The organism is Streptomyces parvulus, assembly GCF_014648855.1.
Lineage (GTDB): Bacteria > Actinomycetota > Actinomycetes > Streptomycetales > Streptomycetaceae > Streptomyces > Streptomyces parvulus.
In genome coordinates this window covers 1-21,748 of sequence record NZ_BMRX01000017.1, presented here as the reverse complement: position 1 = coordinate 21,748, position 21,748 = coordinate 1, and the positions used below count along the sequence as shown (strand labels likewise).

Sequence of the window (21,748 nt, the reverse complement as noted above, 5' to 3'; positions counted from 1 at the left end):
GGTGTCGCGGGTCCTTTCGGCGAAAAGGGGGTTCACCAGGAGACGGGCAGGCTCTTCACCGCGAAGACGGACCCCTTGAGCCGCAGCGGCACCTCTTCGAAGGCGGCGGCGAGGCCGAGGTCGGGGAACTCGCGCAGGAGGGCGGAGAGGCCGGCGCGCAGTTCGACGCGCGCCAGGTTCTGCCCCAGGCACTGGTGAATGCCGAAGCCGAACGCCATGTGACCGGAGGTCTCGCGGTCGATGTCCAGCTCGGCCGGGCACGTGAACTTGGCCGGGTCCCGGTTGGCGGCGGGCAGCGACACCGTGACGCTGTCGCCCTTCCTCACCGTCTCTCCGCCCAGCTCGACGTCCTCCAGGGCGGTGCGGTACGTGTCGTACTGGTTGACGGTGAGGTAGCGCAGGAGTTCCTCGATGGCGGCGTCGAGCTTGTCCGGGTCGGCACGCAGGGCGGCCAGCTGGTCGGCGTGGTGGAGGAGGGCGAACACGCCGACGGCCAGGGCGCTCTCCGTGGTCTCGTAGCCCGCGAAGAGGAGCAGCGTGACCATGTTGCACAGCTCTTCGTCGCTGAGCCGGTCCTCGGCGGCCAGGCGGCTGATGAGGTCGTCCTGGGGTTCCTTGCGCCTGCGCTCGATGACCTCGGCGAAGAAGGCGACGGCCTGGCCCATGGCCGCCCCGGCCTCCTGCGGATCGGCGTCGGGGTCGTGCAGGAGCGTCGGCGCGTGTCCGTAGCGGCCGACTTCCTCGTAGGGCAGGCCGACGAATTCCGACAGGACGCGCAGGGACAGCGGCTTGGCGAAGTGCTTCACGAGGTCTGCGGGCGAGCCGTGCTGCCGCATGACGTCGATCTGCTCGGCGGCCACCGCCTCCGCCCGCGCGGTGAGCCGGCTCGCCCTGCGTGCGGTGAACTCGCCGGTGAGCATGCGCCGGTAGTGGGTGTGGTGCGGCAGATCCATGTGAATGAACATGCCGGGGATCCGCGGGTGGTTGGGCATGACCTGCCCGCGGTGCGTCACCGGGAAGTGCCCGATCTCCGTGCTGTGGCTGAACCTGGGGTCGCTGAGGACCGTGCGTGCCAGGTCGTAGCTGGAGGTGATCCAGCCGACGTGCCCGTCGGGGTACACCATTCTCGCGAGCGGCCGTTCCTCGCGCAGCGCATCGAATATCGCGGGGGGATCGAACTGGTGGGTACGCGCCCACGGTTCCTCGAAGGATATTGCGTTGCTCATGGAATCCTTCCCGATCTGGGAAACGCCCGCTTGGCCGTCGGGAAAAGCAACGGGCGCGATTCCGACGGCTTTTCACCGTCCGGCCGACGCCGATTTCCCCGTATCTACGGGGTGAGACATTAGACGAGCGGTCCGGGCGTGCCATCCCCAGCACTGGTAGGGGGCGTCGAACCTTGAGGGGAGTCCTAGCGCGTCTTGAAGGGCTGCTGGAGCCCCGCGAATTGGGACCGCATGAATTCCGCACCGCGAGCGCTTGAATTCCGGTACAGCTTCAGTTCTGGAACGGGCGGAGACAAAACGGCGGCGGGCGGTTCACCTGGGAAGTGAACCGCCCGCCGCCGTCGTCGGGTCCGGCCGGATCAGGCCTGTCGCAGCGGAGCGAGGGAATCGGTCCAGGTGACCACCTCGGTGAGCAGCTGCTGCAGGGCGGCCTCGTGGCGCTCCGTCGGCGCGAAGGTCCGGAACTGCTCGAAGTCCGTCTGCAGCGACAGGTGCAACTGCGTGTGCACGGCGGCCAGCTGCACGGCCCCGGCGATGTGCCGCAGGTGGTCGACGGCGCGGGCGCCGCTGACGTTGCTGCCGTATCCGACGAAGCCGGCGGCCTTGTTGTTCCACTCGTTGTAGATGAAGTCGATGGCGTTCTTCAGCGCGGCCGGGATCGACCGGTTGTACTCGGGCGTGACGAACACGAAGCCGTCGAGCTGTCCGATCTTGGCGGCCCAGGCGCGGGTGTGGTCGTGTGCGTAGTCGCCCATGCGCGGCGAGCGGGGCTCGTCGAACAGCGGGAGCGCGTAGTCGGCGATGTCGACGACCTCGAAGTCAGCGTCGTCGCGGCCGCGGGCCGTCTTCTCGATCCACTCCGCGATCTGCGGGCCCACGCGGCCCGGGCGGGTGCTGCCGAGGATGATGCCGATGGTGGTCATGCGTGTCTCCCTGGTGCGAGGTCAGAAGGCGAGGTTCGAAGGCAAAGGCCAACAGCGTGCCCGAGCCCACCGCGACCCACGGCGGGAACCGGCCATGCGCCGGCCGTCGTGCGGGGGGCGAACGGCCACGCAGCGCGCGGGGCGAACGGCCTCGCGGCGCGGGGCCTGTGGCGCTGAGGGACGCCAGGTGGTCACGGCAGCACCGGCTGTGCTCCCGCCAGATCGACGGGCTGCCCGGTGCGCGCCGACTCACGGGCCGCCCGGATGACGCGCAGCGTGCGCAGGGCCGCCGCGCCGTCCGGTCCCGCGCCGCTTTCCAGCCCGACCGCGGCCACGAACTGGGCGAGCATGACCGCTTGAGGGTCGTCTCCGCGCGTCACATGGCGCGCCCGGCGCTCCAGGGCGTCGAATCCGCCGAGCAGCCGCGGGGAGGCGGTGTAGTCCACGCTCGCCCGGTCCCCGATGAAGGTCATGACGGGCCCGGACGCGGACGGCCCCGCGTCGGGCGCCCCCCAGCTGCAGTCCAGCGAGGCGACGGTCCCGTCCGCGTACCGCACGGTCACCAGCGCCGCGCTCGCCACTCCCGGCTCGGCAGCGACGCCGTTGGTCTGCGCGTAGACCTGCTCGGCGGGGACTCCCCCGAGGACCGCGTCCACCAGGTCGAGGAGTTGGGGTGCGTTGGTGCCCAGCGCTCCGCTGCGAGCCGCCCGAGTCCCGCTGGGACGGGGCGCGTTGTACGCGCCGTGGATCGTCTTGACGTCCCCTACGGCCTCGCCTTCGGAGATCTTGTCCCGTACGACGGCGAACGCGGGGCCGAAACAGGCGGTGGAGGCGACGGTCAGCCGCACACCCGCCTCCTCGCACACCCGCACCAGCCGGTCGAGTTCATCAGCCTCGGCGCCGGTCTCGTCGACGGCGTAGGGGTACTCGCACAGCACGTGCGCGCCGGCCTCGGCGGCCCGCTCCCCCAGCGCCCGCCACGAGCCCTCCTCGGTCGAGAGGACCACCGCGTCGGGCCGGAGCGCGAACAGCTCCTCCCACCCCTCCGCGTACGTCGCTCCGAGTCGGTCGGCGGTGCTCCTCCCCCGCGCCGGGTCGTCCGGCGCACCGTCCGGATCTGCCACCAGCAGCTCCACGTCCGGCATGCCGCGCAGCAACTCCGCGTACACGACGGCGCGCCGACCGGCGAACGACAACACGGCGACCTTCATGCGGCAGCCCCCTTCACTGGCAGTTCGACGGCGCGTCCCGTCCAGGCGGATCGTGCCGCGGCCTGGGTGATCCGGACGGCGGCCAGTGCGTCGTGCGCGACCAGCCGTGGCTGCGGACCGCCGCTCAACGCCCGGGCGAATTCGCTGATCTCGGAGGTGAACGGCGATTCCCCGTAGTAGCCGAAGGCCCCCGCCGGGCCACCCGAGACCTGGATCTCCTGGGGCCAGTCGGAATCGTGGACGATGGTCCCGTCCGTGCCCGTGACGTGGAACGTCACGCGGATGGGCGGCTGCGGTGTCGGCGTCCACCGGCACACCACCTGGCTGAGCGCGCCGCCCGCGTGAGTGAGAACGACCGTGCCGACCGCCGCCGTTCCCTCGGGCGCCGGCGCGGCGATGTCCCCCTGGTAGAGGGCGTGCACCCGCACGACGTCTCCGAAGAGCCAGTAGGCGATGTCCACGCCGTGCAGCAACTGGTCCGTCAGGATGCCGCCGCTCTCCGCCGAGGCATGACCGGTCCACGCTCGCGGGTGGTACCCCGCCACGGTGAACCGGGCCACCGTGCCCGTCCCCAGACGCCCCTCGGCCACCAGCTCGTGCAGCCGGGCGTAGGCGGGTGCGAAGCGGATGTCGTGTGCCGGGTAGACGGGCACGCCGGCCTCCTGGGCCGCACCGACGATCTCCTCGGCCTCGGCGACGTCGGCGGCCAGCGGCTTCTCGCACACCACGGCCACTCCCCCGGCGATCGCCGCGAGGGCGATGTCCCGGTGGGTCTCGGTGGGCGAGCAGATGTCCACGACATCCGCGCCGTCCAGAGCCTCCTCCAGGGAGTCCACGGCCTTCACCCCGAACTCGGCGGCCAGTTCCGCGGCCCGCCCGTCCAGGGAGTGCACACGCACCGACGCCCCGGCACCGATCCACGCTTCAAGATGCATCCGCGCGATCAGCCCCGCGCCGATCAGCGCCGTCTCCAGCTCTCGCACGGTGTCCCCCGCTCCTCTTCCCAGGTGTCCTCGCCACCGACGCCCACAGGTCCGCAGCCTCCTCAGTCTTGCCTTCCGCCTGGGAGGCGGCCATCACCAACGTGAGTAGTCCGAAGCGTGAGTGCTCCCAGCGGGTCCCGGTCGGCCGGGGTACTCGAAAAGCGATGAAGCGTGGCTGGGACCGGCAACGGTTGCGGGAAGCACACGCGCGCCACACCGTCGAAGTGCGGGCGTCGTCGTGGCTGACTTTCGGTGGCGCGGGTTCAGGAGGGGCGGAGAAGGGCTCGAGTTCGAGTTGATTGCCGTCGGGCACTGCGAAGAGCCGGACGGGGGGTCCGTGGGCCCACCTCAGCCAAGGGAAGAGAGCGCTCCGGCCAAACACGGTCTGACCTGCATGGATGCCCTAAAGGACCCAGTCCGAGGGATCTGCCAGGCAGTTCCCTCGACAGTAGAGGCCGATCAGGCGATCTGGGTGCCCGGTCCGAGGGATCTTGGCACTCGGTTCCCAGGAACTGGCACCCGGATCAGAGGAACCGCCACCACGTCCACAGGAACTGGGTACCACGATCCTCTGGACGCCCTAGATTGACGTGACGTACATGTCTCGCCGGCCGTCAGCCTGTCGGCGGGGCGGCCCGGAGAGCGGCGGACGGTACTGTCGCCCGGCAAGGAACACGGCCCACGAGCGCGGTTGATTGACTTCCTGATCATGTACGTTATGTTCATTTGGTCGGCCCCTGGGCCGTCTGCCGCGAACACCGTCAAAGCCCACGCGTGGAGGGCCCTTTGGGAGCAGTACGCAGGCTGGTCGATGCCGACACCGGCGAACCGGTCCCTTACGCGCCGTACGCCTTCTCCGGCAGGCACACCCAGGTCGACAAGGCCCGGGTCGAGGCGATCACCGAGTCCAAGGCGTTCACACCGAGCCAGAAGTTCCTCGTCCTGTGGTGGATCGGCGTCTCCCCCGAGGGGATGGAGCCGCTCAGGGCCACCGGAGCCGACATCGGCAAACGGGTGGGCATGTCCACGGACGCGGTGGGGAAAATCAACAGGAAGCTGGTCAAGCACCGGATCCTGGTCGTGCGAGGACGCATTGGCAATTACAAGCTCTACCGCATCAGCCCTTACATTGCCTTCCACGGGACAGGGCTGGAGCAGCGCGACGCGGTGAAGGCGTGCAACCCGCCGGACATCCCCGGTTTCGACAAGAAGACCCCCTCGCGGTGGGAGGCCCAGTGACCAGCGACGACAAGCAGAAGAACCTCAACCTGCTGAAGGCCACGGTCGGCATGACCGCCAACCAACGACTCGTCGTGATGCTCTACGCCCTGCACCCCACCGACCGGTCCGGAGCCATCCTGGAGACCGCCGCCAACCTGGCGAAACTGGTGGGCATGGCACCCCCTGTCTTCTCCCGCACCCGTAAGCAGGTCATCGAGGCCGGCTGGCTGGAGGAGACGGAGAAGATCGGCCACATCAGGTACTACCGGCTCGACCCCAAGCACCTCGGCGAGAACGTCGTCGTCCCACTGCGCCGCGCGACCTGACGCACACCGCAATCCGACACGTCCTGAGCGCCGTACCTCATTGACGTGACGTTAATGAGGTACGGCGCTCAGGACGTGGTCGATGACTCCTGGGACAACACCGCTCGTCGTCACGGGGGAGCCGCCCCTCCCCTTGCAGCCCCGTACGTACGCCGCCCCTTACGGATGGGCCGGTCGACAACCGCTCAAGGGCGGGTAGAGGACCATCGCCCGTCCCGCCCGCCTCCGGTTCACTGGGCCGATGACGCATACCCGGACGACCGGAAGGCCCACAACACCGGCACAGTCCTTCCTGTTCGCCGGGGAGGGGACACCCTGCTGGTACGCCGCCCGCCCCGCGATCGGCTCCGACGACCCGGACGAGGCGGAACGACTTCTACGGTCCAGCCAGTCCGCCGTCGGCCCGGAGCACTTCCGTGCCGCCCGCGTCCTGCTGCACGACGGACGTCCACACCAAGTGGCCCTCTGGTGCGTCGAGTTGCGCAACCGCGCCAGAACCGCCGCGTGGACAGCGGCATTTGGTGCCCTGCGCTCGGAATCGCTGCTCCACCTCGGCGACCTCCCCGGCGCCGAGTACGAGGCGGCCGAAGCAGCGGGTGACGGTACCGACCAGCCGGCTGCGGTCGGCTCCTGGGCCATCGCGCTGCTGACGGAAGCACTCATCGAACAGGGACGCCACGAGGAGGCGGCCACGCGTCTGGGAGAACCGGCCGCCAACCCCGACCTGAGCGGCCTCCCCCCGCTACGGGCCCGCGGACGGCTGCTCCTGGCCCTGGACCGTCCCGACGAGGCCCTCGCCGCCTTCACCCGCGTCGCCCTGCTGGTGCGGCGGCACACCACACAGCTACTCCCCTACCTGCCGTGGCGCAGCGACCTGGCGCAAGCCCTTCTCCGACTCGGTCAAAGGGATCAGGCGCACGCACTGCTCATGGAGGAACTGGCCTCCCCCGCGCCGGGCCCTCGCGAACGCGGCATCGCACTGCGGGTCCTGTCCGCCACCGAGGAACCCGAGAGGCGACTGCCGACCCTCTCCCGAGCCGCGACGGAACTGCGCCGCTCCGACGAACGCATCGAACTCGCCCGCGTTCTGGACGACTTCGCCCGGACCCTCGACACCCTCGGTGAACCCAGTACCGCGGAGGTCTTCCGCCGCCGCGCCGCCGGCCTGCTGGCAGCCTAGGCCGGGCGCGCGGACGTCGGTCTTCTCTGCTACTCCGGTCGACCAGCCGACTGCTCCGCGAAGGAACGCGCCAGCTCCTCCAGCCTGGCACGGTCCCGGTCCAGCGCCTTCATGTTGAGGAAGCGCAGCAGAGCGAAGAAGGTGTCGTCCTTCTCGATCTTGATGTCCAGGAGCATGGCGAGGGCACCGGGCTCGTCGTACGGAACCTTGCGGGCCTGCTGCGGCTCGCCGTTGACGCTCGTACCGGACCCGGACCCGGAGCCAGATGCGGGCTTGCCGGTCCGCGGCTCCGGAACCGCCTGCGCGCCAGGGCCAGGGTCGGTGTCGGTGTCCGTGTCCGTGTCCGTGGCACCAGCCTGAGGGATCGCCGCGGGAGCCTTGACGGCAGGCGCCTTGGCGTCGGAGTACTTGGCGCCGCGGACGTCGGCTGCGGGGGCGGCTTCTATTACGCCGTAATAGCCCTCGGCCTTGTCTGCCTCGTCCCCTCCCTCTGCTTCTTCCCCTACTCCACCGCTCTCTGGGGTGGCGGGGCCACTGAGGAGTGTCTCCGGGACCGAGGGCTTCCGGTTGCGTTCCCTCCGCTCCGCGTCCTTGCGGGCGCGCTCCTCCTTGAGCGCCTCAAGTGCCGCTTCCTGCTGCTCGGCCGGCTTGTTGCCCACGGCCCGCAGCAAATCGATGGGCTCTTCGCTGATCCGCTCCTGGAGCGCGGGGGTCAGATTGAGCAGAGCGAGCCGCTGGGAGACCCAGCCCTGGGAGCGGTGAAGCCGCTTGGCCAGCGCGGTCTGGCTGCCGTGGATGCCCAGAAGCCGTTGAAGAGCGCGGGCCTCGTCCAGCTCCTCAAGGTCCTGGCGGTGAATGTTGGCGACGAGGGCCGACTCGAGGAGTTCCTCGGAGGTGTTGCCCTGGTCGTCGCTGACCATGACCTTGAGGGTGTCCAGGCCCGCTTCGCGCGCGGCCGCCAGTCGGCTGCTGCCGTCGATCACGACGTACGTGGTGTCGCGTTCGAGGTCGGCCTCGCGCTCCGGGTTGGCCTTGACGTAGGCGTCACGGTTCATGATCGTGATCGCTTGCTTCTGGCCGTGGGTCTTGAGGCTGCCCGCCAGATCGGTGAGGTCACCGAGGCTGGATCGGGGATTGTCGGGGTTGAGACTGATGCGGTCCGGAGACAGCGCGGTCGGCGGGGCGACGCCGTCGGTCGGGACCCCGGTTGCCGCGGCGACGGCCTGGCGGCGGGCGCTGACCGGGCGTGCTCCCCCGCCGAACCTTCCGGCACCCAGTCGGTCGGCCTTGCTCATGCGATCTCCCTGGCCAGTGCGCGCATGCCGATCGCCTGCTGGGACTTGGGGGCGTACGACAGCAGTGGCTGCTTCATACGGACGGCTTCCTTCTGTTCCTTGAGGTCTCCGATGAGTCCGACGACGCGGGGATCCTTTATGTCGACCCACCCCTGGAGTGAGGAGGTGGCGATGTATCCGCGCCGGGAGTCATAGAGGTTGACGACGATGCCGAGGTAGTCGACGTCGATCTGGAGGTCGCCACGCAGGTCGTCGATCTGAGTGGTGAGCAGGTCATAGGCGTCGGCGGAGCTGTCCTCGGCCTGGACGACGATGAGCGCGCCGGACTGTCCGGGCTTCTCCCCTTCGCGGCGCCGGCCGTAGTAGGAGGCGGCGTCCATGCTGAGGCCGAGGCTGGGCGGGCAGTCGACGACGATGACGTCGTAGTCGGCCTCCAGCGGGGCGAGGGCTCGTTCGAGCGCTGCCTCGCGGGCCCGTACGGCGGACAGTCTCACGTCGAGGAGGAAGGCGTCGTTGCAGGCGGGCAGAAGGTGGAGCCGACCGTTGAAGCTGTCGTCGTCGATGGAGACGACGAGGTCGCGCAGATCGCCCTTGGGATCGCCTGCCATGTGGTTGGTGAGGCTGTCACCGTTCATGGGCAGGGGACTGCCACCGAGCTGGTTGGTGAGGTGGCACTGCGGGTCGAAGTCGACGAGGAGGACGCGCAGTCCGAGACCGGGAAGATTCTCGATGTCGAGCGGGTCGCTGCTCGGCGACTCGCCCCCTTCGGTGTCGCTGGCACGCAGGGCCTTGGCGAGTGCCTTGGCGATCTGAACGGCATGGAGCGCGTTGGGGTCTTCGGCGAGGGCCTCACCCAGGCCGGCGGTAATGGCTGTCTTGCCGACGCCACCCTTCTGGTTGCACACGATGATGCGCCGGGTGATCTCCGGGCGGTCGACGTCCGGGGCCGGGTTGGAGTCGAGCCACAGTTGCACGGACTGGGCGAGTCCCTGGATCAGGGAGATGCGGCGATCGGCGACGACCTGTCGGAACTCCTCCCACTGACCCGGCGGCAGGAAGGTGGAGAAGGAGTCGGCACCCGCGGTGTCGACGGTCGCCGTGGTGGAGGCCAGACCGCACCAGTCACGGATGCCCTGCTCAACGGCGGCCTGGATCTCGATGCCGTGCTGGGCGGCTCTGATCTTGAGGTTCTGCCGGAGCCATCCCGGCAGCTTGGAGACGACCTTCTCGCGGTCGCTGGAGGTGGCTGGAGAACTCATGGGGGTCACCTTACTAACGTCCATGATCCTTTGCGGCACCGACACGTTACCAAGCAGGGGGTGTTGGATGCCGTTGGGGCTATTACGTCGTAATAGCTTGCTCGCCGACCCGGTCTGTGAGGCGGGCTATTACGACGTAATAGCCCGGGAGGAGGCCATGGCTACTCGGGAGCTACTCCGCCAGGGCCGCGGCGACCGCCGCACAGGCGGCATGAGCCTCACGGGTCCGGGCCATCGGCTTGCCGGAGTGCTGCTCCAGCCGACGGAGGGCGCGCAGCGCGGCGCTCAGATACCGGCTGAGCCCCAGCATCTGCGTGGGCGTATCGCAGTGGGGGAGTACCTCCGCCACTTCACCGAGCCAGTACTCGGCGTCCTCGTCCAGGACCAGGCCGTCCTGTTGGTCCAGGAGACGTTGAGCGCTCCGAGCGAGGAGATGGTGCCGTTGCCGGGCGGCGGTCTGCGCCCGCTGCTCGGCCGCCCGCTGTTCGGCGATGCAGCGTTCGGCCCGGCGGACCGCCTCGGGGGTGCGCCGGACCGGTTCCCCTTCCGGTCCGGCGTCGGCCAGCGAGACGGCCCTCAGGCGCAGGGCCTTGTTGTACGCGGCGTTCGACGCGCCGACGGCCAAGGCCGGAGCCAGCTCCCTCCATTCGGCACCGGCGGCACGGGCGGCCTCGACCGCCGTGCTCTGGTGGACATGCAGTCGTTCGCCGAGGAACTCCCAGAGCAGTACGCGGGTCAGGGCGGCGGCCTTCTGCTTCTCGGGAGCCAAGCCTCGCAGCGAGCCCGCGTGCTTCTCCACGTAGAGGAGTGCGCCGTAGATCTCGTCGTCCGCCGGCATGCGTTCAACGGCGGGGTCCTCGGCTTCCTCGTGCAGTGAGCGCAGTTGGCCGACGAGGGCGGGGGCGTCCAGCGGGCCGACGCTTCTGGCCGGCCTGACCAGGGGCTTGGTCGGGTCGGTGGAACGTTTGCTGCGGGATGCCATGAGAACAGCCTGCCCCGCTCCGAGGCGATTCACAGACTGTGAAACGCCAGTGGGCGCCTCGCCTCTGGAGTCCCGGGTCCTGACGGGTGCTTCGCTCCCGTTGAGTCGCTTCGGTAGCTACGGTCGCTGCCCCCTCAGAACCCCGACACGGCTCTGAGACTGAAGAACAGCTACTCAGCGACTCTTCAGTCGCTGCCTTCAGTTACTACAAAAGCCCAGGTCAGAGGGGGTGCCTCAGCGTAGTAGCGACTGAAGCGACTCAAGGTACGGGTATATGAGGACATTCGTGTGCGCGTGTGTGCGTTATATATAGAAGCCTTCAGTCGCTTCAGTCGCTAATTGATCTCTTGCATGCACTGTGACCTGCGGTTTTTTCAAGCGACCCAAACAGCGACCCAAAGCCCCTCGGTCGCTGCGCTCTGAGTCTCGGTCGCTGGAACCCCTCAGAGACCGCACCGACACGGCGGCACAGGAGTTTTCCCCAGGCTCCATGACCTCACAGGACACGTTCGCTAGTCTGTGTCCATCGTTGAGTCGCTTCAGTCGCTGATGGGGGAGAGAGATGCCTGCTGAGCTGCACCTTTCCCGCAGCGACTCACGGGGGCCCGCCCCTGAGGCTCCAGTCGCTGAGCTGTCTCTGGCGACCGCGCGGTGGTGTGCCCGCCGAGGCTGGCCCGTTCACCCCCTGGCCGCCGGTCTCAAGATCCCCGTCGCCAACTGCAGCGACTGTCGGGACAATCCGCATCCCCACACCGACTGCCCCTGCATCCCCGCGGGTCGCTGGTGCCACGGCTTTCACTCCGCGACGCTCGACCAGGAGCGCATCCAGCAGTGGTGGGGGAGTAACCCCAAGTTCGGCATCGGGGTCTCCTGCGGCCGAGCCGGCCTGGTCGTCATCGACATCGACGCCCACCCCGTCCAGCCGCCCACGCGGGACCGGATCCTGCCCGGCATCCCGATCGCCGACCACATCGACCTCACCGGACTGGCCAACGGATTCCACACCCTGGCCGTCCTGGCCGCCCTGCGGGGCAGGCCCAGCCCGGCGGAGGACGAGTCCACGCTGCGCGTGCGCACCCCCTCCGGAGGCCTCCACGTCTGGTACCGGGTCGGTGACGGCCGCCGCTGGCAGTCCTCGGTGGGCTCCGGCGCCGGGCGGGCGCTGGCCTGGCAGGTCGACGTCCGCGCCCACGGCAGCTACATCATCGCCCCCGGCACCGCCACCCGGCAGGGCGTCTACACCCCTCTCGGCAGCGTGCGCGAACCTGCGGCACTGCCGCTGTGGCTCGCTCAGGAACTGGAACGCACCGGCCACCTCCCCGCCGCCAACATCCCCGCCCCCAGACCGGTCCCGCCCCGGGCCCGGCAGGCCGTCCTCGCCGCGGGCGGCGGACGGGAGCAGCACATCCTCGCCGCCGTCCTGGCGCCGGTCGAGGCCTGCGGACAGGTCCCCGAGGGCGCGGGCTTCTCCGACACGCTCAACCGCGCCTCGTACACGCTGGGCGGGCTCGTCGCCGCGGGCCGTCTGCTCCGGGAGGAAGCCGAGCAGGCCCTGACGCAGACCGCGGCCGCGGCCCGCCCCGGACAGGAGCGCCGCATCGAGCAGATCATCCGCAGCGGCCTCACCGCAGGCCTCAACCGGCCACTCCACGACAACGGGAGGCGCCAGTGACGTCCCCCCGGCCCGAAACGCTCTTCGAGTTCAACCCGGAAGCCGTCGCCGCGCAGATCCGCGCACAGGGCACCGCGGCGGTGCCCCGCCCCGCCCAGTCCGGCTCCCACCCCACCCCGGTGGGGGAGGCCACGGCCGACGGGCTGCTGCCCGACACGCTGTCCGACCGGGGCAACGCGAAGCTCTTCGTGAGGCTCTACGCCAACGACTACCGGCATGTCCCCGGCATCGGCTGGTATCGCTGGGACACCACCCGTTGGCAGATGGACGAGGACGACACCGTGCTGTGGGCCGCCGGCGACCTCGCCGAGAGCATCGCCACCCACGACCCGCGGGGCACCTTCACGACCACCGCGCTGCAGACCCACCGCCGCCGGGCCCTGTCCACCACGGGCATCAACGCCATGCTGGCGCAGGCGAGGTCGGCGCCGGGGATGGTGCTGAACGCGGCTCGTCTGGACGCGGATCCGTACGCGTTGTGCACGCCGGACGGCATCGTCGACCTGCGCACCGGACTGATCAAGGCGCCCGACCCCAACAAGGACTTCCACTCCCGCTCCACCGCCGTGGGCCCCCTGCACCAGACCACCCCGCGCTGGGAGAGGTTCCTGACCGACACCTTCGGCGACGACGCCGAGGGGCGGGAGATGATCGACTACCTCCAGCTTCTGCTGGGGTACTCGGTCACCGGTGACGTCGGCGGCCAGATCCTGCCGTTCCTCTTCGGCTCCGGCAAGAACGGCAAGTCCGTCCTCCTGGACGTGCTCATGAAGCTCCTGGGGGACTACGCGGACGCGGCGCCCCCCGGCTTCCTGATGGCCCGTCCCTATGAGGGGCATCCCACCGATCTGGCGGAGTTGCACGGGCGTCGGGTGATCGTGTGTTCCGAGGTCAAGCCGGGGGACCGGTTCGACGAGGCGCGGGTGAAGCTGCTGACGGGCGGGGACCGGATCAAGGCCCGGCGGATGCGGCAGGACTTCTTCAGCTTCGAGCCGACGCACAAGCTCTGGCTGCTGGGCAACCACCGGCCCGAGGTGGGCACCGGCGGCTTCGCGTTCTGGCGCCGCATGCGCCTGATCCCCTTCGAACGCGTCGTCCCCGACCACCGGAAGATCGACAACCTGGCCGACATCCTTGTCACCGAGGAGGGACCCGGCATCCTGGGCTGGCTCATCGACGGCGCGCGGCACTATCTCGCGGGCGACCGAGACCTCACCGGCCCGGAGCGCGTACGCATCGCCACCACCGCGTACGCGGAGACCGAGGACCACACCGGCCGCTTCTACGAGGAGAGTTGTGTACTCGGCCATGACCTCCGAGCGGAACAGACGGCGCTCTACGCCGCCTACAAGACCTGGTGCCAGAATGAAGGGGCACCGGTCATGTCCTCAAGGGCGTTCGCGGCCCGGACCCGGGAACTCGTGGGACTGGCCTCGCCCAAGGAGATGATCCTTTCCAACCAGCGCAAGCACTACCCAGGCATCGGCCTGCTCACGGACCAGGAAAGGGCTGCAGGCGCATGAGCTCCCTGATCACCGAGGACGAGATCAGTCACGAAGGCCAGTTGGTCTGGCTGGAGGACATCGACGACCTCGACTACGTTCGCCAAAGCCTGGACCGACTGCCGACCCGGAAAGGCAAACCCGCCTACCACCGCGACGGGCGCATGGTCGGCTACGCGATCCTGGGCCCCACGGCCAAGGCCTCCCGGGCCTCCGGCACTTTCCGCCGGCGCGTGTTCTGGCTGCTGCCGCACGACCGCGACAGTCAGCCCGGTGGCCTCTACGCCAAGAGCGCTCCCGCCGAGGCCGTGGACCCGCGCACCCTGGAGGCTCGCGTCAAGGGGTACAAGACCGAGCGCTCGGAGGGCGGGCCGCCCTCCAGTGCCATGCAGCAGCTGGGCATAACGCTGCCGCTGTGAAACGAAAGGAGGGCCCTCGGCCGTGGCCGGGGCCCTCCTAAGTGCTGCGACTCCTCGGGTGGTGGGTGGTCGGGGGTGGTGCGGGCACGCATGCCGCTTACTTGGGGTCGCGGTTGAACTGCGCCTGGGACCAGCGGTAGCCGAGGACGGTGAGGGCCAGGCACCAGGCGAGGGCGAGCCATCCGTTGTGGCCGATCTCGGTGCCGAGGAGCAGGCCGCGCAGGGTCTCGATGGCCGGGGTGAAGGGCTGGTACTCGGCGATCGGCTGGAACCAGCCGGGCATCGCGTCGATCGGCACGAAGGCGCTGGAGATGAGCGGCAGCAGGATCAGCGGCATGGCGCTGTTGCTGGCGGCCTCGGCGTTGGGGCTGCCCATGCCCATGCCCACGGCGATCCAGGTGAGGGCCAGAGTGAAGAACGCGAGCACTCCGAAGGCCGCCAGCCACTCCAGGGCCGTGGCGTCGGTGGAGCGGAAGCCCATGGCCAGCGCGATGAGCCCGACGAGGACCACGCTGATGATGGCCTGCAGGACGCTGCCGATGACGTGCCCGATGAGCACCGAGCCGCGGTGGATGGCCATGGTGCGGAAGCGGGCGATGATCCCCTCGGTCATGTCGTTGGAGACGGAGACGGCGGTGCCGATCGTGGTGCTGCCGATGGTCATCAGCAGGACGCCCGGGACGAGGTAGGCGATGTAGTCGGAGCGGTCTCCGCCGCCGATCCCCGCGCTCATGGTGTCGCCGAAGATGTAGACGAAGAGCAGGAGCAGCATCACGGGGGTGAGCAGCAGGTTGAGGGTGAGGGAGGGGTAGCGCCGGGCGTGGAGGAGGTTGCGGCGGAGCATGGTGGTCGAGTCGCGGACGGCGAGGGAGAGGGTGCTCATCGGACGGTCTCCTTGGGCTGCTCGGTCTGGGCGGGGACGCTGGTGTCGGGGCCGGTGAGGGCGAAGAAGACGTCGTCGAGGTCGGGGGTGTGGACGGTCAGTTCGTCGGCTTCGATGCCGGCGGTGTCGAGGTGGTCGAGGACGGCGCGCAGTTCGCGCTGGGTGCCGTCGTTGGGGATCTGGAGGGTGAGGGCCTCGTCGTCGCGGGCGGCGTCGGGCAGGGCGGTGGCGGCGGTGCGGTGGGCGGCGGGGTCGGTGAAGCGGAGGCGGACGTGACCGCCGGGGACGAGGCGCTTGAGTTCGTCGGCGCTGCCCTCGGCGACGATGCGGCCGCCGTTGAGCACGGCGATGCGGTCGGCGAGTTCGTCGGCCTCCTCCAGGTACTGCGTGGTGAGGAAGACCGTGGTGCCGCCGGTGACGAGCTCGCGGATGATCCTCCACATGTTGTGGCGGGAGCGCGGGTCGAGGCCGGTGGTGGGCTCGTCGAGGAAGATGATCCGCGGGCCGCCCACCAGGGTCATGGCGATGTCCAGACGCCGCTTCATACCGCCGGAGTAGGTCGAGGCGGGTTTCTTCGCGGCCTCCACCAGGTCGAAGCGCTCCAGGAGTTCGGCGGCGACCCGCTGGCCCTCCGCCTTGGACAGGTGGTTCAGGTCGGCCATCAGGAGCATGTTCTCCTCGCCGGTGATCAGACCGTCCACCGCGGAGAACTGGCCGGTGACACCGATCGCGGCACGTACCGACTGCGCCTGGGCGGCGAGGTCGTGACCGCCGACCCGGGCCTCCCCGCCGTCGGCGGTGATCAGGGTCGAGAGGATCTTGACCACGGTGGTCTTGCCCGCCCCGTTCGGACCGAGCAGCGCGAAGACGGTTCCCTCGGGGATGGTGAGGTCGATGCCGTCGAGGACGACCTTGTCACCGTAGGACTTGCGTAGTGCCTGGGCCGTGATGGCGGGGTTGGTCATGGGGATGCTCCTCAGAGGCTGCGGGCGACGATGTCGCCGTAGGAGGTGGTCGCGTGGATGGTCAGACCGGCGGCAGCACCGTCGGCGTTCTTGAGCGAGTTGCTGACACGGCCGTAGGTGGTGCCGGCGTCGAGGGTCGCGGAGACCCCGCGGGCGGCGCCGACGGAGATCTCGCCCTGCTCGGTGCGCAGGGTGAGGGTGCCGCGTGAGGCCTCGGCGATCCGGATGTCGCCCTTGCTGGTGGTGATCTCGGCGGGACCGCCCAGCCGTCCCAGCGAGACGTCACCGGCGAGGACGGTCAGCCGGACGCTGGCGGCCTCGTCGACCTTGACCGAGCCCTGGGCGTTCTCGAAGGTGACGTCGCCGAGCCGTCCGACGCCCCGGAGTTCGACGGCGGCCGTCTTCCCCTCGACGTTGGAGCCGGCCGGCAGTTGGACGGTCACCTCGACGGCGCCGGAGGAGGTGCCGAGGACCCGGTTCTTGGCCGGAGCGGACTCGATCCGCAGGACGCCCTTGTCGTAGCTGACGCCGACCTGCTCGGCGGCCTTCACGTCGCGGCTCTTGGACGGGTCGGCGGGGAGGACCTCCACCGTGGTGTCGGTCCGGTCGGCGGCGATGAACCGGATGTGCCCGGCGGGGACGTCGATCACGGCCGAGACCTGGTTCGGGGTGTCGTACTGCGGCATGGCGGGCTCCCTCTGTTCTTCACTCGCTGTTTCCGACACCAGAAACGCTACGTTGCATTCACGGATTTGGTAAGTCGTAAGTTGCACTGATTCGTTAGAAGTGCAGCTCACAAGCCTAAAATCATTGCAACAGTGCCAGAGGTAATGCAACGTAGCGTACGGCGCTCATTGCAATGAGATGGGAGTGAACGCTACAGCGGGGGAGACGGCGGCGCTGTGTCAGTCCCACACCACGGGGATCAGTCCCACACCATGGAGTCGCTGCCGGACGCCACGGCGGTGCCGGCGGCGGGAGCGGGCGCGCCGGCCGAGGCGGCGTGGACGCCGAGGGCCCCGAGGACGACGAGCGCGGCGACGGCGAAACGGCTGCGGAAGGCGGCTCGGACACGACGGGACATGGTGAACTCCTCGAAACTCGCTTGGTGATGAGTCCAAGTCTTGTCGAGGCGTCATCGGCTGCGGAAGGCGTTCCCGGCGGACGGAAGCGGCCGTTGCCGGTTCCGTCCGCGCGGGCCGGAACCGGCCGTCGGCGGGGGAGGGGCCCGGTTCAGGCACCCTCGTTGGCGGCCCAGCCGTGGGCGATGACACGAAAGGGACGGCTGTGAGCCAGAGCGACGGCGCCGACGCCGAAGGGCGGGGAGAGGGCCCGGATGCGCCAGGTGCCCCGCAACCGGTGCTGAGCCGCCGTCACCACGACCGAGTCCTCAGTGCCCCCTACCGGCTGGCCCACCCCCAGGGCGATGCCCGATCCGGCGGCCTTGACCAGTGCTTCCTTGCGGGTCCACAAGGTCAGGAAGACGCGCATCCGCTCCTCTCGGGGGGCACGGAGCACCAAGTCGCTTTCGGACGGGGGAAAGTAGCGGCGGGCGAACGACTCCAGGGGAAACCCCTCCCGGGGCCGGTCGAGGTCGACCCCGACTTCCCGGCCGACCGACACGGCGGCGACCGCGTGCCCGCCCGCGTGGGAGAGGTTGAAGTGGACGGGCGGCGCACCGGGCAGCAGCGCCGGCTTGCCCATGGGACCGCACCGCATACGCACCTGGGCGGCCGGCATGTCGAGGAAGCGGCCCAGCAGCAGCCGCAGGACACCGTGGGCCGCCGTGAAGCGCGCCCGGCTTCGGGCTTCGGGGTAACCGGCGCGACGAGCCCGCTCGTCGGGACCGAGTGCGCTCTCCAGGTGCCGGTGCGGGCGGGACGCCAGCTCGTCGAGATCCATGTACCAGACGTGCACCGCGTCCGTCGGGCCCTCCATGTCCAGGTCTTCGGCCGCGGTCACCAACGAGCCCCGGGTGCACCGGGCGTACCGGGGCGGGAACTGGAGTGTCGCGAAGCGATCCAGTAACGCAACTTGCGAGTGAAGAGTTGAACCATCGCGGGCGCCCCCACTTCCTGTACGCGCTTCCCGTAGGGCGAGGCAAGGGGTGGCTTACCTGCCGACAGGTACGCGCCGACGACGCGGAAGCGCCGACGCGTGCCTGGTGAACAGGCTCGTCGCCGGCGCTTCCGCGGCCAAGACGCGAATGGGCGCCCGTCGGGCTCTGGCCGATCGGGCATACCCGAAAGAGGGCTGTCGCTCAGGGCGTTGCACGATGAAGGATGGGACGCGACCAGGGGCCATCCGGCTCATGCGGGGTGTCCGGTGGCGCAATGCGACCGAAGCGGATGCGTCGTCAGTACTGGCAGCCCTGCAGGTGGTCGGATCCGCCGCCTACAGTGAGGCGTCCGACGGCAGCCAGCCGTTCTGCACCGCGAGCGCCCCGGCCTGGAAGCGGCTGCGCGCACCCAGACGCTCCATCATGTCGTTGGCCACCCGACGCGCCGTACGCGGTGAGACACCCAGCCGCTTGGCGATCGACTCGTCCGTCATCCCCCGGTACAAGGAGTTGAGCACCTCCCGCTCCTGCGCACTCAACCCCGACTCGTCCCGCCGCCCCGCCTCGCCGAGGTCGACGGCGGACGCCCACACCCCGTCGAAGAGGGCGCACAGGGCCGTCAGCGTGCCCTGGCCCGTCAGCACCACGGCCGCCTCGCACGAGGCCTCGGCACGCACCGGGATCACCGCGCTCTCCCGGTCCACGATGACCATGCGCACCGGCAGCGACGGGGCGGTACGGACCTGCCCGCCGCGCTCCGCCAGCCACTCGGCGTACTCCACGGTGTGCGGGCTGTTGCGCACGCTGTCCAGATAGACGGTCCGCATCCGGACCCCGCGGCCCAGCAACTCGCCGTCCAGCGGCTTGGCGGCCCGCAGACTCTCCGGCGTGTGCGCGCCGTTGGGAGCGAGCGTCATGACCTCCGCACGCACCCGGTGCGTCAGCACCGCCAGCTTCTCCCTGATCTGGTCGATCCCGGTGAGATGCTCCACGTCCGGCTGCCCCGCCGACGAACCCTGCTCCGCGAACTGCGCGATCAACTGCGCCGCGGCGGCGCGAGAGGCCTCCACCCGCTGCTGCTGCGCGGCCAACTCCGCCTGCTGCCGGGCCAGGAGGATCTCCATCCCCAGTTCCGGGCCGACCGCACGCAACGCCTGCGCGTGCGAGGAACGCACCAGCGACAGCTCGTGCAGCCGGTCCAGCGACGACCTGATGTCCCGCTCCGGCATCCCGAGGGCCTCGGCCAGCTCGGCCACCCCCTTGCCCGGGTGCGCGAGCATCGCCCGGTACACCTCCTCGGCCGATGCGTCCAACCCCAGCAAACCGAGCATCAGAGCCTCCGCGATTCAGACTTGAAGGATCACGGCGGACGGCTGCGACTGCCGAGGGCCTCTTGCGGTCGTTGCCGGATCCGTCCATGAGGAGCTACTTGCCGGCCGTGACCAGCTCAAGGATCGTCGCCTGCATGCATCTAGTACATGTACAGCTACGCTCGAACGATGGTCGGGCGCCCCTGGACGACGCGTCCACGCACCTCATGGCCTACGCGGAACCGGGCGACCGCCTGGAGCACGTCAGCGTGGCCCGGCAGGCATCGGGGCGCCACACGCTCGGCCTGTTCTTCTCCTCGATCGCCCTGGCCGACGCGGAGCAGGCGGCCCTGCGGCTGACGCTGCGCGCCCTGCGCTCCGACGCGTTCGCGGGCTGCGCCGTCGAGCGCTGCGAAGCGGCCCTGGTCACCGGCCCCCTCGGCCACTAGGGCGGGGCCTCAACCGGCCAGTGCCGGATCCGGCCCGCCCGACGGACTTCCGCGACCGTCCCGCCCGCCAAAAACTGGATGTCAACCCTGCCGGTCGAGAAGAGCCGCGGAGCCGACGTGAGCCATGCTCCGCCGGTTCCGCCTCTCCGTTGATGAGAAAGCCGCCTCGATGCTGGAGACACTGCCCTCACCGTCCGCCCTCCCCGTCGACTCCCTTCGGGAAGCGGACCAAGACGCCCTGGACGCCGGACACCGGGACGGCCGAAGGAACGTAGCCCTGCTCGTCGCCGGCCCTGTGATCGTCGCCGGACTCGAAGCGCTCCTGAGCAGGACACCCGGCATCGGCACCGTGCTGCAACTCGACCCGGACACGCTGCACAAGCCCTACGGACCCGGCAGCCTGGACGTCCTGATCGTCACGTCCGACCAGTGGCACCTCCTGGGGGACGCCCAGGACGACAAGGCCCACCCGCTGCCCCCCGTCCTCGTGGTCGGCGACCCCGTGCAGGACCGCCGCTCAGCCTTCGGCGACCTGCCCGGCGACGGGTTCCTGTCCCTGACCGACCTCTCACAGGACGGGCTGGCCAACGCGATCGAACGAACCCTGGCCGGCGAGGTGCCCATGCCCCCCAAGCTGGCCAGGGAACTGCTGAGCATGCACCGCATCCAGGCCCCCCGGACCCACCCACGCGTCACCACCCTCACCCCGAGGGAGAACGAGACGCTCCAGCTCATGGCCAGCGGCATGAGCAACAAGCAGATAGCCCGCGCCCTGACCATCTCCACCCACGGGGCGAAGCGCCTGGTCGGCTCCGTACTGGCCAAGTTCGACGCCCCCAACCGGACGGCTGCCGTGGTCAGCGCCGTCAACGCCGGCCTGGTCTGACGGGCGGCCGCCCGGGTGTTCATCCGATGCCGTCGGCCATGCAAGCCGTGAGGGTGGCTCCGTCGGCGGGGTCGATCAACAGGAAGGACCCGGTACACCGTGAGTCCGCGTACCGGTCCAGGGCAATCGGTTCGGCCGTCCGGACCGAGACCCGGCCGATGTCGTTCGCGTTCAGCCTCCCGGGCTCCGCGTGTTCGGAGAGGTCGTCCAGGGTGAGCCGCGAAGGGATCGCGTCGACGACCGCCCTGACCGTCCGGGTGGTGTGCCGCAGCAGCACCCGTTGACCGACGACGAGGGGACGGTCCGCCACGTGGCAGGCGACCGCGGCCGCCCGCCTGGTGACCTCGGGAACCGAGCCCGTCACAGCGATCAGGTCGCCGCGCGAGACGTCGATGTCGTCGCTGAGCCGCACGGTCACCGATTGCGGTGCCCAGGCGGCGTCCACCTCCTCGCCCAGCAGGTCGAGTGCCTCGATGGTGCTGGTGCGGCCTTCGGGCAGCACGGTCACCGGATCCCCGACGCGGACGACGCCGGAAGCTATCTGCCCGGCGTAGCCGCGGTAGTCGCGGTGGTGGGCGGTCTGCGGCCGGATCACGTACTGCACCGGGATGCGCGCGGGACCGTCGTCGGGCCGGGTCCCGGTGGAGACGGTCTCCAGGTGCTCCAGGACCGTCGGGCCGCCGTACCAGTCCATGACGGCCGACGGTTCGACCACGTTGTCCCCGGCGAGTGCCGAGATCGGGATCGTGGTGACCTCCGGCACGCCCAGTTCCGTGGCGTACGCCGTGAACTCCTCGGCGATGGCGGCGAAGACGGGCTCGCGGTAGTCGACGAGGTCCATCTTGTTGACGGCGAGGACGACGTGCGGGACGCGCAGCAGGGCGGCGATGGCGGCGTGCCGGCGGGTCTGTTCGACGACGCCGTTGCGGGCGTCGACGAGGATGACGGTCAGCTCGGCGGTGGAGGCGCCGGTGACCATGTTCCGCGTGTACTGCAC

Annotated in this window: 22 protein-coding genes; 8 read left to right on the top strand and 14 right to left on the bottom strand. The window is 69.8% G+C overall.

Features of this window, described 5'->3' with window-relative positions; translation table 11 throughout:
* Positions 1-32: 32 nt before the first annotated feature.
* The 4 genes from IE108_RS29330 to IE108_RS29315 form a co-directional block, all read right to left on the bottom strand.
* Positions 33-1,226 (bottom strand): cytochrome P450, encoded by a 1,194-nt coding sequence (locus IE108_RS29330; RefSeq protein WP_064732179.1) that lies wholly within the window; start codon positions 1,224-1,226, stop codon positions 33-35.
* 359 nt (positions 1,227-1,585) lie between these two features.
* Positions 1,586-2,149: an NADPH-dependent FMN reductase gene (locus IE108_RS29325; RefSeq protein WP_064732178.1), complete on the bottom strand. Its 564-nt coding sequence runs from the start codon at positions 2,147-2,149 to the stop codon at positions 1,586-1,588.
* Between the two features lie 191 nt (positions 2,150-2,340).
* Entirely contained in the window at positions 2,341-3,360 is a 1,020-nt protein-coding gene (locus IE108_RS29320; RefSeq protein ID WP_064732177.1) for a Gfo/Idh/MocA family protein, read from the bottom strand.
* Entirely contained in the window at positions 3,357-4,343 is a 987-nt protein-coding gene (locus IE108_RS29315) for a Gfo/Idh/MocA family protein (protein ID WP_064732176.1), read from the bottom strand. Before IE108_RS29315 ends, IE108_RS29320 begins: the two co-directional genes overlap by 4 nt.
* 786 nt (positions 4,344-5,129) lie before the next feature.
* Here IE108_RS29315 and IE108_RS29310 point away from each other — a divergent pair.
* From IE108_RS29310 to IE108_RS29300, 3 genes are all read left to right on the top strand, one after another.
* Complete coding sequence (locus IE108_RS29310) at positions 5,130-5,582, top strand: MarR family transcriptional regulator (protein ID WP_064732175.1); 453 nt, start codon at positions 5,130-5,132, stop codon at positions 5,580-5,582.
* Entirely contained in the window at positions 5,579-5,890 is a 312-nt protein-coding gene (locus IE108_RS29305) for a hypothetical protein (protein ID WP_064732174.1), read from the top strand. Before IE108_RS29310 ends, IE108_RS29305 begins: the two co-directional genes overlap by 4 nt.
* A gap of 241 nt (positions 5,891-6,131) precedes the next feature.
* Complete coding sequence (locus tag IE108_RS29300) at positions 6,132-7,070, top strand: tetratricopeptide repeat protein (RefSeq protein ID WP_107420538.1); 939 nt, start codon at positions 6,132-6,134, stop codon at positions 7,068-7,070.
* Between the two features lie 29 nt (positions 7,071-7,099).
* Here IE108_RS29300 and IE108_RS29295 read toward each other — a convergent pair whose 3' ends face one another.
* The 3 genes from IE108_RS29295 to IE108_RS29285 form a co-directional block, all read right to left on the bottom strand.
* On the bottom strand, positions 7,100-8,365 hold the full coding sequence (locus IE108_RS29295; RefSeq protein WP_064732172.1) for a ParB/RepB/Spo0J family partition protein: 1,266 nt from the start codon (positions 8,363-8,365) through the stop codon (positions 7,100-7,102).
* Positions 8,362-9,624 (bottom strand): ParA family protein, encoded by a 1,263-nt coding sequence (locus IE108_RS29290; RefSeq protein WP_064732171.1) that lies wholly within the window; start codon positions 9,622-9,624, stop codon positions 8,362-8,364. The genes IE108_RS29295 and IE108_RS29290 overlap by 4 nt, the downstream gene beginning before the upstream one ends.
* 172 nt (positions 9,625-9,796) lie before the next feature.
* Positions 9,797-10,606 (bottom strand): hypothetical protein, encoded by an 810-nt coding sequence (locus tag IE108_RS29285; RefSeq protein WP_229852504.1) that lies wholly within the window; start codon positions 10,604-10,606, stop codon positions 9,797-9,799.
* 562 nt (positions 10,607-11,168) lie between these two features.
* Between IE108_RS29285 and IE108_RS29280 the strand changes: the two genes are divergently transcribed.
* The 3 genes from IE108_RS29280 to IE108_RS29270 are packed head-to-tail and all read left to right on the top strand — an operon-like array spanning position 11,169 to position 14,199.
* Positions 11,169-12,278 carry a bifunctional DNA primase/polymerase gene (locus IE108_RS29280; protein WP_079163888.1) on the top strand — a complete coding sequence of 370 codons (1,110 nt, stop codon included), beginning with the start codon at positions 11,169-11,171 and terminating at the stop codon, positions 12,276-12,278.
* On the top strand, positions 12,275-13,801 hold the full coding sequence (locus IE108_RS29275; protein ID WP_064732170.1) for a DNA primase family protein: 1,527 nt from the start codon (positions 12,275-12,277) through the stop codon (positions 13,799-13,801). The genes IE108_RS29280 and IE108_RS29275 overlap by 4 nt, the downstream gene beginning before the upstream one ends.
* Entirely contained in the window at positions 13,798-14,199 is a 402-nt protein-coding gene (locus IE108_RS29270; RefSeq protein ID WP_064732169.1) for a DUF6009 family protein, read from the top strand. Before IE108_RS29275 ends, IE108_RS29270 begins: the two co-directional genes overlap by 4 nt.
* A 97-nt stretch (positions 14,200-14,296) precedes the next feature.
* Here IE108_RS29270 and IE108_RS29265 read toward each other — a convergent pair whose 3' ends face one another.
* The 6 genes from IE108_RS29265 to IE108_RS29240 form a co-directional block, all read right to left on the bottom strand.
* Complete coding sequence (locus IE108_RS29265) at positions 14,297-15,082, bottom strand: ABC transporter permease (RefSeq protein WP_064732168.1); 786 nt, start codon at positions 15,080-15,082, stop codon at positions 14,297-14,299.
* Positions 15,079-16,047, bottom strand: coding sequence for an ATP-binding cassette domain-containing protein (locus tag IE108_RS29260; protein ID WP_189397789.1), 969 nt, complete (start codon positions 16,045-16,047; stop codon positions 15,079-15,081). The genes IE108_RS29265 and IE108_RS29260 overlap by 4 nt, the downstream gene beginning before the upstream one ends.
* A gap of 11 nt (positions 16,048-16,058) precedes the next feature.
* Positions 16,059-16,733, bottom strand: coding sequence for a DUF4097 family beta strand repeat-containing protein (locus tag IE108_RS29255; RefSeq protein ID WP_064732166.1), 675 nt, complete (start codon positions 16,731-16,733; stop codon positions 16,059-16,061).
* 239 nt (positions 16,734-16,972) lie between these two features.
* On the bottom strand, positions 16,973-17,131 hold the full coding sequence (locus IE108_RS29250) for a hypothetical protein (protein WP_159394657.1): 159 nt from the start codon (positions 17,129-17,131) through the stop codon (positions 16,973-16,975).
* A gap of 149 nt (positions 17,132-17,280) precedes the next feature.
* A complete protein-coding gene (locus tag IE108_RS29245; protein ID WP_064732165.1) occupies positions 17,281-18,009 on the bottom strand; it encodes a 4'-phosphopantetheinyl transferase family protein in 729 nt (242 codons plus the stop codon).
* Between the two features lie 432 nt (positions 18,010-18,441).
* Entirely contained in the window at positions 18,442-19,437 is a 996-nt protein-coding gene (locus IE108_RS29240; protein WP_064732164.1) for a helix-turn-helix domain-containing protein, read from the bottom strand.
* Between the two features lie 134 nt (positions 19,438-19,571).
* Between IE108_RS29240 and IE108_RS29235 the strand changes: the two genes are divergently transcribed.
* The gene (locus IE108_RS29235) at positions 19,572-19,865 is read left to right on the top strand and encodes a hypothetical protein (protein ID WP_159394656.1); all 294 of its coding nucleotides are present in this window, start codon (positions 19,572-19,574) and stop codon (positions 19,863-19,865) included.
* Positions 19,866-20,034: 169 nt separating this feature from the next.
* On the top strand, positions 20,035-20,751 hold the full coding sequence (locus tag IE108_RS29230) for a response regulator transcription factor (protein ID WP_159394655.1): 717 nt from the start codon (positions 20,035-20,037) through the stop codon (positions 20,749-20,751).
* Between the two features lie 19 nt (positions 20,752-20,770).
* Here IE108_RS29230 and IE108_RS29225 read toward each other — a convergent pair.
* The coding region (locus IE108_RS29225; RefSeq protein WP_189397788.1) for a sulfate adenylyltransferase subunit 1 at positions 20,771-21,748 on the bottom strand (978 nt) is incomplete at its 5' end.

Bases quoted from the DNA above. Each gene is read 5' to 3' on its own strand.
- IE108_RS29280 (WP_079163888.1), top strand. From the start codon at position 11,169: ATGCCTGCTGAGCTGCACCTTTCCCGCAGCGACTCACGGGGGCCCGCC.
- IE108_RS29230 (WP_159394655.1), top strand. From the start codon at position 20,035: ATGCTGGAGACACTGCCCTCACCGTCCGCCCTCCCCGTCGACTCCCTT.
- IE108_RS29330 (WP_064732179.1), bottom strand. From the start codon at position 1,226: ATGAGCAACGCAATATCCTTCGAGGAACCGTGGGCGCGTACCCACCAG.
- IE108_RS29260 (WP_189397789.1), bottom strand. From the start codon at position 16,047: ATGACCAACCCCGCCATCACGGCCCAGGCACTACGCAAGTCCTACGGT.
- IE108_RS29265 (WP_064732168.1), bottom strand. From the start codon at position 15,082: ATGAGCACCCTCTCCCTCGCCGTCCGCGACTCGACCACCATGCTCCGC.
- IE108_RS29290 (WP_064732171.1), bottom strand. From the start codon at position 9,624: ATGAGTTCTCCAGCCACCTCCAGCGACCGCGAGAAGGTCGTCTCCAAG.
- IE108_RS29320 (WP_064732177.1), bottom strand. From the start codon at position 3,360: ATGAAGGTCGCCGTGTTGTCGTTCGCCGGTCGGCGCGCCGTCGTGTAC.
- IE108_RS29285 (WP_229852504.1), bottom strand. From the start codon at position 10,606: ATGGCATCCCGCAGCAAACGTTCCACCGACCCGACCAAGCCCCTGGTC.
- IE108_RS29300 (WP_107420538.1), top strand. From the start codon at position 6,132: ATGACGCATACCCGGACGACCGGAAGGCCCACAACACCGGCACAGTCC.
- IE108_RS29270 (WP_064732169.1), top strand. From the start codon at position 13,798: ATGAGCTCCCTGATCACCGAGGACGAGATCAGTCACGAAGGCCAGTTG.
- IE108_RS29255 (WP_064732166.1), bottom strand. From the start codon at position 16,733: ATGCCGCAGTACGACACCCCGAACCAGGTCTCGGCCGTGATCGACGTC.
- IE108_RS29235 (WP_159394656.1), top strand. From the start codon at position 19,572: ATGCATCTAGTACATGTACAGCTACGCTCGAACGATGGTCGGGCGCCC.
- IE108_RS29325 (WP_064732178.1), bottom strand. From the start codon at position 2,149: ATGACCACCATCGGCATCATCCTCGGCAGCACCCGCCCGGGCCGCGTG.
- IE108_RS29250 (WP_159394657.1), bottom strand. From the start codon at position 17,131: ATGTCCCGTCGTGTCCGAGCCGCCTTCCGCAGCCGTTTCGCCGTCGCC.
- IE108_RS29240 (WP_064732164.1), bottom strand. From the start codon at position 19,437: ATGCTCGGTTTGCTGGGGTTGGACGCATCGGCCGAGGAGGTGTACCGG.
- IE108_RS29295 (WP_064732172.1), bottom strand. From the start codon at position 8,365: ATGAGCAAGGCCGACCGACTGGGTGCCGGAAGGTTCGGCGGGGGAGCA.